The following is a 9,948-nucleotide window of genomic DNA, read 5'->3' on the forward strand; positions in this document are numbered from 1 at the left end:
GCGGGTTACTCCGGGAGGTGCGGTTCGGTGGACTGGGCGGCCAGGGCCTGGGAGGAGCGCGCCGCGAAATCGCGGTCGCCGACGAGCACGGCGTCGACGCCGTCCCGGTCGGCCAGGCGCACCTGGACGGCTTCGCGCAGCGAGGTGGGGAGGTTCTTGCCCACGTAGTCGGCGCGGATGGGCAGCTCGCGGTGGCCCCGGTCGACGAGGACGGCGAGCTGGACGGCGCGGGGGCGGCCGATGTCGTTGAGGGCGTCCAGCGCGGCGCGGATGGTGCGGCCGGAGAAGAGCACGTCGTCGACGAGGACGACGAGCCGGCCGTCGATGCCGCCGGGCGGGATCTCGGTGTGCTCCAGCGCGCGGGCCGGCTTCAGCCGCAGATCGTCCCGGTACATGGTGATGTCCAGGGTGCCGAGCGGGATGTCGCGGCCGGTGATCTGGGCGAGCCGGGCGTGCAGCCGGCGGGCGAGGTGGACGCCCCTGGTGTGGATGCCGAGCAGCACGACGTCCTCGGCGCCCTTGGCGCGCTCGACGATCTCGTGCGCTATCCGGGTGATGACCCGGGCGATGTCCGTGCCGTCCAGCACCTGGTGCGGCGGCCGCGGCGTGGTTTCCTGGTGTGCGGTCATGCCGAAGCGGACCTCCTTCCCCGCCTCACTGGACGGGCCTTAAAGGATGTCTGGGACGCCCGGCCTGACTGCGGCGCGGGCTCCGGTCATCCTACAGCGTCATTTGTGGCCAACCGACGGCCATCATTCCGCTCCCTGCGGTTCACGCGCCGGACGCACCGGTGATGCGGCCCATTCGCACGACTGCCCCATTCGGCTTGACGCAACTACCTCACTCTACGTAACCTCACAGTGAGTTACGAGACGGACGTCGAACCCACCGGTAGCGGCGTCGGCACATCGCCCGTGACCCACCACTGAACGCGAAGCAATCTCGTCCGGGGAGATCAATGTCCAGCGACTACGCGAAGCAGCTCGGAGGCAAGCTCCGAGCCATCCGCACTCAGCAGGGGCTCTCCCTGCACGGTGTCGAGGAGAAGTCCCAGGGGCGCTGGAAGGCGGTCGTCGTCGGCTCGTACGAGCGCGGCGACCGTGCGGTCACCGTGCAGCGGCTGGCCGAACTGGCCGAGTTCTACGGGGTCCCGGTGCAGGAGCTGCTGCCCGGCGGTACCCCCGGCGGCGCGGCCGAGCCGCCGCCGCGCCTGGTCCTGGACCTGGAGAGACTGACCCAGGTCCCGTCCGAGAAGGCCGGCCCGCTGCAGCGCTACGCGGCGACCATCCAGAGCCAGCGCGGCGACTACAACGGCAAGGTGCTGTCGATCCGCCAGGACGACCTGCGCACCCTGGCCGTGATCTACGACCAGTCGCCGTCGATCCTCACCGAGCAGCTGATCTCCTGGGGCGTGCTCAACCCCGACGCGCGCCGCGCGGTGCGCGAGGAGGAGGCGAGCTGAGGCTCGCCGTACCGGCTCCCGTCGGCCCTCCCCGCCGGCTCCCGCCCGCGGGGGCGGCGGACCACTGACGGCGGACCACCGACGGCGCGCTCCCGACCGTGGACTGCCGACGGCGGACTCCTGGCAGAGCCGACACCAGCAGAAACGTCACGGCGCGGCCCCCGCGAGGGGTGCCGCGCCGCGGCGCTCTCCAGGACCGCCCTCCGGGACGCTCAGCAGACCGTCTCCAGCCGGTACCCCGGCTCGGCGGCCACCCCGTCCAGCCGCACCGGCCCCTCGGCGGGCGCCCAGACCCGGCCCTCGCTGGCCCAGGCCCAGGCCGTCGGCCGGTACTCCCCGCAGGCCGCCGCCGACCCCTGGGCGCCGTGCAGCACCGCGAGGCCGGGCAGCTCGCGGGCCAGTCCGGCGCAGAGCACCGCGCAGAGCAGTTCGAGGTCCTCGTCGTTGATCCGGACGACGCCGTCCTCCCACTGGAGCACCCGGGCGGCCGCGGCCAGCCGCCCGCCGGGCGCCTCCACCGACAGGCGCAGCTCGTAGACCCCGCTGCCGGCGCCGAGCAGCATCCGGCGGAACACCTCGGCGCCCCGCTCGTAGGCGCCGCGCACGGCGTCGTCGCGCTCCCCGCAGAGCCCGCCGTCGAGCAGCAGGTCGGCATGGCGCAGGGTCAGGCCGTTCTCGCGGGCCCGGACCAGCCGGGGGACGAAGTCGCCGACCAGCTCCTCGCCCTGGTAGGCGAGCAGTTGGGTGCGCAGCGGCGGGTTGACCAGGTAGCGGTCGCGGGCGGCCGGCTCGGCCGGGTCGAGGCCGTGCAGCAGGCAGAACTCGGCGAAGTCCTGCGGGTGGAACATCCGGGCCCGGACGGTGTCGAAGCGGCGCCGGGCGTCGGCGAGCAGCTCGGCGGTCTCGGCGAGGTACTGCTCGTGGTCGGCCGCGTCGGACAGCCCCCAGGCGCGGGCCCGTTCGAAGTCCGCGGGGCTGGTGAGCACGCCGATCACGAAGGCCTGGCCGGCGCCCTCGGCACGCTGCCGCTCGCAGGCCCCGTCGCGGTCGACGGCGGCCCGCGAGCGGAGCCGGGGGCGGGAACCCGAGGCGGTGCAGTCGGGGGTGCGGCGGGCGCGGCCGTTGCGGCTCATCGGGGCTCCTCGGACGGGGCGGGCGGGGCGGGGCGGCGGCGGGTGGTACCGCCGACCTTGTCCTCCCCCGCCCCGCGTGGCGCACACGTACGACGTGTCACAGGACTGTAACCGAGGGTGAAGCAGATGTTTGGAGTCACGCACGGTTGTGCGGCCCGCCGCCCGCGCCCCGCGCACCCGCCCCACGCACGGCGCACCCGTCACTCGGCGTGCACGCCCGCTCACACCCCCCGGACCCGCCCGACCACGTGCCCGGCGCGCCCGATGGGCGACTAGCGCGGCAGGCGGGCCAGCTGACGGGACTGGGCGACCAGGCGGCCGGTCTCGTCCCACACCTCGGCGTCCTCCTCGAAGTACCCGCCCGCCACGTTCCGGGTGGCGTGGACGAGCCGCAGCCAGCCCGGCGCGGGCTTGGCGCGCAGGTGCACGGTCAGCTCGACGGTCGGCGCCCAACCCGGCATGCCCAGGTCGAAGGTGACCGGCGGCAGCGCGTCGGCGGCGAGCAGGAGCAGCAGCGGGTCGGGGCTGCGGCCGTCGGCGAGCCGGAACCAGCCCTGGATCCGGCCGGTGCCGGAGGGCTGCCCGAGCGCCCAGCCGACGGTGGCCGGGTCCAGCCGCATGTCGAACCGCTCCAGCAGCGCGGCCTGGGTGAGCAGGTCCTTGGGCGCGTGCTCGACGCCGATGCACTGGTCCGGCGGCGGCAGCTGCGGCGGGACGGCGCTGGTGCGCACCTCGCCGTCGTGGACGCCGAGGTCGCCGTGGCTGGCGACCACCCGCAGCCGCTCCACGCCGTCCTGGCTGAGCGCTGCGGTGCCGGTGGACAGCGAGCGGCCGGTGCGGATCACCTCGGTGCGCACGGTGGCCGGGCCGGGGACGGCGGCGGAGAGGTAGTAGCCGCTGATCGAGACCGGGTCGGCGTGGCCGGCGCTCTCCGGGCGTGCGGTGTGCGCCAGCGAGAGCGCGTGGCCGGCCACGGCCAGCAGCAGTCCGCCGTTGACGCCGCCGCCGATCTGCCAGCCGGCGCCGAGTTCGCCGTCGTACCGGCCGGCCTCGTCCGGGTGCGGGGTGAGGGCGATGCCCTGGTCGAACTCGCTGCGGATCACCGTGGTCATGGGGGGTGGCCTGCCCTTCGCTGCGGGGGTCGCCGAGGGCGCGGGCCGCCGGCGCACCAGGTTACTGGCGAGTAGGCACCACCATACGCCGCCCGGGTGAAGACGCACGACGGCCGCCGGACCGTCTCGGGTCCGGCGGCCGTCGGCGCGGTGCGCGCGGGGTCAGCGGCGGATGCTGGGCTTCAGCTCCATGAAGCGGGCCAGCAGGCCGTTGACGAACGCCGGGGAGTCGTCGGTGGAGTACTCCTTGGCGATCTCCACGGCCTCGTCCACGACGACCGCGTCGGGGACACGGTCCTCCCAGATCAGCTCGTACGCGCCGAGCCGCAGGACGTTGCGGTCCGCGATCGGCATCCGGTCGAGCGTCCAGCCGACCGCGTACTGCGAGATCAGCTCGTCGATCCGGCGGGCGTGCTGGACATAGCCCTCGACCAGCTCCATGGTGTACTCGCCGACCTGCGGGGTGCCCTCGTCCGGCTTGGGCTCCCGGGCCCGGGCCACCCAGTCGGCGAGGACCGTCAGCGGGTCGACCCCGCGGTGATCGGCCTCGAACAGGATCTGGAAGGCTCGCGTGCGGGCCTTGGTACGTGCGGACGACACGGACTTACTTCACCCGGCCGAGGTAGCTGCCGTCGCGGGTGTCGACCTTGACCTTCTCGCCGGTGGTGATGAAGAGCGGCACCTGGATCTCGGCGCCGGTCTCCAGCTTCGCGGGCTTGGTGCCACCGGTGGAGCGGTCGCCCTGGACGCCCGGCTCGGTCTCGGAGATGACGAGCTCGACCGCGGCCGGGAGCTCGATGTACAGCACCGCGCCCTCGTTCACGGCGACGAGCGCGTCGAAGCCCTCCAGCAGGTACTTGGCGGCGTCGCCGACGACGGCCGGCTCGATCGCCAGCTGGTCGTAGGTGTCCATGTCCATGAACACGAAGTTCTCGCCGTCCTTGTACGAGAACTGCATGGTGCGCTTGTCGACGTTGGCGGTCTCGACCTTGGTGCCCGCGTTGAAGGTCTTGTCGACGACCTTGCCCGTCAGAACCTCCTTGAGCTTGGTCCGCACGAAGGCCGGGCCCTTGCCGGGCTTGACGTGCTGGAACTCGACGACGGACCAGAGCTTGCCGCCCTCCAGCTTGAGGACCATGCCGTTCTTGAGATCGTTCGTGGAAGCCACGGGCGCACTTACTCCTGGATATAGCTGTCAAGGAACCAAGGGGTCGCGTCCTGTGCGCAACTGCCTCACAGGGCGAGGAGCTCCTTGGTGGTGATGGTGAGCAGCTCGGGCCCGCCCTCATCCAGGGGGCGCACGACGAGCGTGTCCTCGATCCGGACCCCGCCCCGCCCCGGGAGGTGGACCCCCGGGCCGACGGTGACCGGTACGCGGCTGTCCAGTTTACCCATGTCCGTGGGACCGAGGCGCGGGGCCTCCCGGATCTCCAGGCCGATGCCGTGACCGACCGGGTGCGGCGAGCCCTCGGTGTGCCCGGCGGCCCGGAGGATCTCCCGCGCGGCCCGGTCGGGCACGCACTGTTCGACCCCCGGCCCGAGCGCCTCCCGCCCGGCCCGCTGAGCACGGAACACCAGCCGGTGCAGCTCGACCTGCCAGGGCGCCGGGGCCGCCCCGATCACGAAGGTCCGGGCGGTGGACACCCCGTAGCCCCGGTACTGCGCGCCGAGCACCACCGTCAGGAAGTCGCCCTCCTCGACCCGCCGGTCGGTCGGCTGGTGCGCCGGCTGCCCGGAGTGGCTCCCGGTGCCGACCGAGACCGGGAACGCCGCCCGGTCCGCGCCGTGGTCGATCATCCGGCGCTCCAGCTCCATCGCCAGGTGCCGTTCGGTGCGGCCGACCAGGATCGACTCCAGCAGCTCGCCGAGCGCCTGGTCGGCGATCTCCGCGGCGATCCGCAGGTCGGCGATCTCGTGCTCGTCCTTGACCACCCGCAACCGCTCCACCGCCTGGCCCACATCCACCAGCCGCACCCCCTCGGCCAGCCCGGCCACCGCCCGGTGCCGGGTGACCGTCAGATCGTGCTCCTCCACCGCCAGCCCCGCCACCGCCAGCCGCGCCGCCGCGGACGCCGCCGCCAGCGCGGTGTCCGCCCCGGCCGCCACCGGCACCCGGGTCACCGCGGGGGCGATCAGGTGCTCCCCCGTGTCATCCGGCGGCAGGTCGTCCGGCAGCGCGAGCAGCACCCGGTCCCGCGTCAGCAACAGCGACGCCCCGCACGGCGGGCACCCGGTCAGGTACCGCACGTTCGCCGCCCTGGTGATCAGCGCCGCGTCGGCCCCGGACGCACCACAGTGCTCCCGCAACCGCTCCCGGCGGCCCGCGTACGCATCAGCCATGCGTCGAGCCTACGAACCCGCCCCCCGATCCGCCCGCCGAACGCCCCCACCCGGGCCGTACCACCCCGGGGTCCGCCGGCGTCGGGCCCCACCCGGCCGAGGTGCCGAGTCCGACTACCTCGTCCGGCTCGACCGTGTCCGGGCAGGCCACGCCTGAGTACGATCACCGCGTGCTGAAGCGCCGCCGGGTCCGGACCCGGCCCGACGACGACCGCTGGAACACCCGGCCCGTCCGGGCGCGTGTGCTGGCGGTGACCCGCACCCTCACGTCCGCCACCCGGGTCCTGGACGTCCTCGCCCTGCTGCGCGAGCAGGACGGCATCGGCATCTCCATCACGGTCAACCCCGGCTCCGCGTTCACCGCCGGGCTCGACGACTACCTCCGCGCCCAGCCCGGCCTCACCGTCCTGCCCTGGCGGGACGCCGTCCGGCAGCGCTTCGACCTCGCCGTCGCCTGCGCCGTGCACCCCTCGATGCACCGGCTGCGCGCGCCCCTCGTCGTCCTCCCGCACGGTGCCGGCTACAACCGCCTGGTCCCCGAGTCCACCGGCGACACGGTGAGCGCCGCCGGGCTGTCCCGGCGCGAACTCACCCACCGCGGCAGGGTCTTCCCCGCCGTCATCGGCCTCTCCCACCACGAACAGTTCGACCGCCTGCGGGCCGCCTGCCCCGAGGCGCTGCCGCGCGCCCGCGAGGTCGGCGACCCGTGCTTCGACCGGATGCTCGCCGGCCTCAAGGCCCGCGACGGCTACCGGGCCGCCCTCGGCGCGGTCGACGGCCGCCGACTCGTCGTGGTCACCTCCACCTGGAGCGAGCACTCCTTGCTCGGCCGCCACCCCGGCGTGCCGCTACGCCTGGTCGAACAGCTGCCCGCCGACGAGTACACCGTCGCCGCCGTCCTGCACCCGAACGTCTGGGCCCGGCACGACCCGCACGCCCTGCTCGGCGCCGCCCGGCGTTCCGGCCTGCGCCTCGTCCCGCCCGACCGGGGCTGGCAGGCCGCACTGATCGCCGCCGACTGCGTGATCGGCGACCACGGCTCGGTCTCCTTCTACGGCGCCGCCCTCGAACGCCGCACCCTGCTGGTCGCCACCGGCGCCGCCGAACTCGACCCCCGCTCCCCCACCCACGCCTTCGGGCAGAGCGCCCCGGCCCTCGACCCCGACGGCGACCTGCTCGCCCAGGTCCAACGGGCGATGGACGAACAGGACCCGGCCGCCCTGCGCCCGGTCACCGACCGCTCGCTCGGCCGGCGCGGCGAGTCCGCCCGGGTGCTTCGCGACCTCCTGTTGTCCTACCTGCCCGGCATCGCGGAACCGCCCGGTGACCCCGGGCCGCTGCCCTACCCGCGGCCCGTCCCGCTCGCCGCCGAACAGCCCACCGCCTACGACGTCGTCGCCACCGGCGAGAGCACCGCGATCCACCTGCGCCGCTACCCGGTGGGCCCCTGCCCCCGCGCCCCGCGCGGCTTCCACGCCGTCGCCGCCGACGAACCCCGCCCGGCGCTGCGGCACACCGCCAAGGTGCTGGCCCGCACCGGGACCGACGCCGAGCAGCCCGCCGATACCTGGCTCGCGGCCACTGCCGCCGAACTGCCCGGCCTCGCCGTCGCCGTCGCCGCCCTCGGTCCGGACCGCCACCTCCTGCGCCTGCCCACCGGCCTCCTCCTGGAAGCCCGTGCCGAACGCTCCTGGGGCATCCCCGACCCGTGCCTCGACCCGCTCCTCCTGGGCTCCGGCGTCGCCCACTGGCTCACCGCCCCCACGGCCGCCCCGGCCTCCCTCGCGCACCACCCCCTCACCCTCCGCACCGGCCACCACCGCATCACCGTGACCTTCGCAGCCCGGCCGGGATGGCCCGGCGGGCCGGCCTCCCGAGGTCTCTCCGGACGGCCCTACGACCGGAGTTGAAGTGGCGTCAGGTGGCGCTGTCGGGGTGGGGTGGCTGGCAGGTGGGGCACCAGAAGAGGTTGCGGGAGGCGTGCTGTTCGGTGCGGATGTCGGTGGCGCAGATCAGGCAGGGCTGACCGGCGCGGCGGTAGACGTAGACCTCGCCGCCGTGGTCGTCGAAGCGGGGCGGGCGGTTCATCGCCTCGGGGGTGTGCTCGGGGCGGACGGTGTCGATGCGGCCGGCGCCCACGCCCTCGCGCATCAGGGTGACCAGGTCGGCCCAGATCGTGTCCCACTCGGCGCGGCGCAGGGCGCGGCCGGGCAGTTGCGGGTCGATGCCGTGGCGGAACAGCACCTCGGCGCGGTAGACGTTGCCGACGCCGGCGAGCACCTTCTGGTCCATCAGCAGGGCGGCGACGGTCGTACGGCTGCCGGCTATCCGCCGCCAGGCGGCGTCCGGGTCGGCGTCGGCGCGCAGCGGGTCCGGGCCGAGGCGGGCGGCGACGGCGGCCTTCTCGGCGTCGGTGATCAGCGCGCAGGTGTTGGGGCCGCGCAGGTCGGCGTAGTGCTCGTCGTTCTCCAGGCGCAGCCGGACCAGGCCGACCGGCTCGGGCACCGGGCCGTCGGCGGTCGCGCCGAAGGTGAAGCCGCCGTACAGGCCGAGGTGGACGTGCACCCAGGCGTCCTCGCCGAAGCCGAGGAAGAGGTGCTTGCCGGTGGCCTCGGCCGCGACCAGCTCCCGCCCGTCGATCAGCTTGGCGCCGTCCGCGAAGCGGCCCTGCGGGCTGCTGGCGCGGACCGGCCGGCCGCCGAAGGCACGGTGGTTCTCGGCGGCGAGGCGGTGGATGATGTGGCCTTCCGGCACGGGCGCGGCTCCCCCCGGTGGTTCGTTCAGGACCCGTCCATCATCGCAGCTGGCACCGACAGTCCGGCCGGGCCCGGCCGGGCCCGCGGAGCCGCTCAGCGCACCGGGATGCCCATCAGCCGGGCCAGGATCACCCGGTCGAGTGCGGCGGCCGTGGCGGCGACGTCGAGGTGGGAGTTGTCGATGATCGGCAGGCCGGAGTTGTACCAGCCGGCCATCCGGCCGTGGATCCGGGCGACCTCCTCGTCGCCGAGCCGGCGGTTGCCGCTGCGCCGGGCGTTGCGGCCGAGCACCGAGTCCAGGCTGGGCAGCAGCACCACCGGGATCATGCCGGGCCCGATGTGCCGCTTCCAGCCACCGAGGCCGATGGCGGGGCGGTCGGGGAACACGGCGTCGTCGATGATGCAGGAGATGCCGTTGGCGAGGTAGTTGCGGCAGGCGAAGCCGCAGGTGCGGCGGGCCAGCCGGTACTGCGCCTCGGAGGCGTTGTTCCAGCCGGACTGCGGGTTGGCGAAGCCGGACTGCACCCATTCGCGGACGTCGTCGAGGCTGATGTGCGCGGTCGGGGTGGGGCGCCGCTCGGCCCAGTAGCGGGCGACGGTGGTCTTGCCGGCGCCGGCCGGGCCGATCAGCAGCACCGCGATCGGCCCGGTGGCCGCGTGCTGCTGCGGCGGCCGGGCGGGCAGCTGGACGGGCGCGCCGGACGGCAGCAGGAAGTGGCCGGTGGAACCGGCGGGCACCGGCGCGGACACGGGAACGGGAGCGGGCACGGGTGCGGGTGCAGGTGCGGGAACCGGAGCGACCGGTGGGACGACCGGCACCGGAACGGTCGGCGGACCGGACGACGCGGACGCGGGCGCGGGCGCAGGATACGCCGGGGCCGCCGGAGCTGCAGGAGCCGTCGGGACCGGCGGAGCGACGGGACGCGGGGGGACGGGCCCACCCCCGGTGTACTGCGTCACGGCCACCTCCCGACTTCCTTCAGCGGGGACACTACACGCCGGTGGGGGGGGGGGGGCCCGGCCCCCCCCCCCCCCCCCCGGGCCCCCCCCCCGGGCCCCCCCCCCGGGCCCCCCGCGGGGGCGGCCGCCCCCCGCAGCCCCCAAACGAGGGGGGGGGCCGCCCCCCCCGCCGCCCCGCGTTAGGG

The 9,948-nt window shown here is 74.9% G+C and carries 10 protein-coding genes; 2 read left to right on the forward strand and 8 right to left on the reverse strand.

What is annotated here, in order from left to right; translation table 11 throughout:
* Positions 1-5 precede the first annotated feature (5 nt).
* On the reverse strand, positions 6-629 hold the full coding sequence (gene pyrR / locus ABZW10_RS37010) for a bifunctional pyr operon transcriptional regulator/uracil phosphoribosyltransferase PyrR (protein ID WP_355375552.1): 624 nt from the start codon (positions 627-629) through the stop codon (positions 6-8).
* A 329-nt stretch (positions 630-958) separates the two neighbouring features.
* Between pyrR and ABZW10_RS37015 the strand changes: the two genes are divergently transcribed.
* Positions 959-1,462: a transcriptional regulator gene (locus ABZW10_RS37015; RefSeq protein ID WP_031072501.1), complete on the forward strand. Its 504-nt coding sequence runs from the start codon at positions 959-961 to the stop codon at positions 1,460-1,462.
* Positions 1,463-1,674: 212 nt separating this feature from the next.
* Here ABZW10_RS37015 and ABZW10_RS37020 read toward each other — a convergent pair whose 3' ends face one another.
* The 5 genes from ABZW10_RS37020 to ABZW10_RS37040 all read right to left on the reverse strand — a co-directional run bounded on the left by ABZW10_RS37020 (position 1,675) and on the right by ABZW10_RS37040 (position 6,047).
* The gene (locus tag ABZW10_RS37020) at positions 1,675-2,595 is read right to left on the reverse strand and encodes a hypothetical protein (RefSeq protein ID WP_355375556.1); all 921 of its coding nucleotides are present in this window, start codon (positions 2,593-2,595) and stop codon (positions 1,675-1,677) included.
* Positions 2,596-2,867: 272 nt separating this feature from the next.
* Positions 2,868-3,707 (reverse strand): thioesterase family protein, encoded by an 840-nt coding sequence (locus tag ABZW10_RS37025; RefSeq protein WP_355375558.1) that lies wholly within the window; start codon positions 3,705-3,707, stop codon positions 2,868-2,870.
* Between the two features lie 162 nt (positions 3,708-3,869).
* The gene (gene nusB, locus ABZW10_RS37030; RefSeq protein ID WP_355375561.1) at positions 3,870-4,307 is read right to left on the reverse strand and encodes a transcription antitermination factor NusB; all 438 of its coding nucleotides are present in this window, start codon (positions 4,305-4,307) and stop codon (positions 3,870-3,872) included.
* Between the two features lie 4 nt (positions 4,308-4,311).
* Positions 4,312-4,875 (reverse strand): elongation factor P, encoded by a 564-nt coding sequence (efp, locus tag ABZW10_RS37035; protein ID WP_355375564.1) that lies wholly within the window; start codon positions 4,873-4,875, stop codon positions 4,312-4,314.
* A gap of 65 nt (positions 4,876-4,940) precedes the next feature.
* The gene (locus ABZW10_RS37040; RefSeq protein WP_355375567.1) at positions 4,941-6,047 is read right to left on the reverse strand and encodes an aminopeptidase P family protein; all 1,107 of its coding nucleotides are present in this window, start codon (positions 6,045-6,047) and stop codon (positions 4,941-4,943) included.
* 170 nt (positions 6,048-6,217) lie between these two features.
* On the opposite strand from ABZW10_RS37040, the gene ABZW10_RS37045 reads away from it, so the two are divergent.
* On the forward strand, positions 6,218-7,957 hold the full coding sequence (locus ABZW10_RS37045; RefSeq protein WP_355375570.1) for a hypothetical protein: 1,740 nt from the start codon (positions 6,218-6,220) through the stop codon (positions 7,955-7,957).
* Between the two features lie 7 nt (positions 7,958-7,964).
* Here the strand turns inward: ABZW10_RS37045 and ABZW10_RS37050 are convergent, their stop codons facing one another.
* Together ABZW10_RS37050 and ABZW10_RS37055 are read right to left on the reverse strand one after the other, a co-directional pair.
* On the reverse strand, positions 7,965-8,801 hold the full coding sequence (locus tag ABZW10_RS37050; protein ID WP_355375573.1) for a DNA-formamidopyrimidine glycosylase family protein: 837 nt from the start codon (positions 8,799-8,801) through the stop codon (positions 7,965-7,967).
* A gap of 95 nt (positions 8,802-8,896) precedes the next feature.
* Positions 8,897-9,769 carry an AAA family ATPase gene (locus ABZW10_RS37055; RefSeq protein ID WP_355375576.1) on the reverse strand — a complete coding sequence of 291 codons (873 nt, stop codon included), beginning with the start codon at positions 9,767-9,769 and terminating at the stop codon, positions 8,897-8,899.
* Between the last annotated feature and the right edge of the window lie 179 nt (positions 9,770-9,948).

The organism is Kitasatospora sp. NPDC004723 (assembly GCF_040609255.1).
Classification (GTDB): domain Bacteria; phylum Actinomycetota; class Actinomycetes; order Streptomycetales; family Streptomycetaceae; genus Kitasatospora.

Excerpts from the sequence above, each read along its gene's own strand:
- ABZW10_RS37020 (WP_355375556.1), bottom strand. The coding sequence starts at position 2,595 with ATGAGCCGCAACGGCCGCGCCCGCCGCACCCCCGACTGCACCGCCTCG.
- pyrR (WP_355375552.1), bottom strand. The coding sequence starts at position 629 with ATGACCGCACACCAGGAAACCACGCCGCGGCCGCCGCACCAGGTGCTG.
- ABZW10_RS37015 (WP_031072501.1), top strand. The coding sequence starts at position 959 with ATGTCCAGCGACTACGCGAAGCAGCTCGGAGGCAAGCTCCGAGCCATC.
- ABZW10_RS37025 (WP_355375558.1), bottom strand. The coding sequence starts at position 3,707 with ATGACCACGGTGATCCGCAGCGAGTTCGACCAGGGCATCGCCCTCACC.
- ABZW10_RS37040 (WP_355375567.1), bottom strand. The coding sequence starts at position 6,047 with ATGGCTGATGCGTACGCGGGCCGCCGGGAGCGGTTGCGGGAGCACTGT.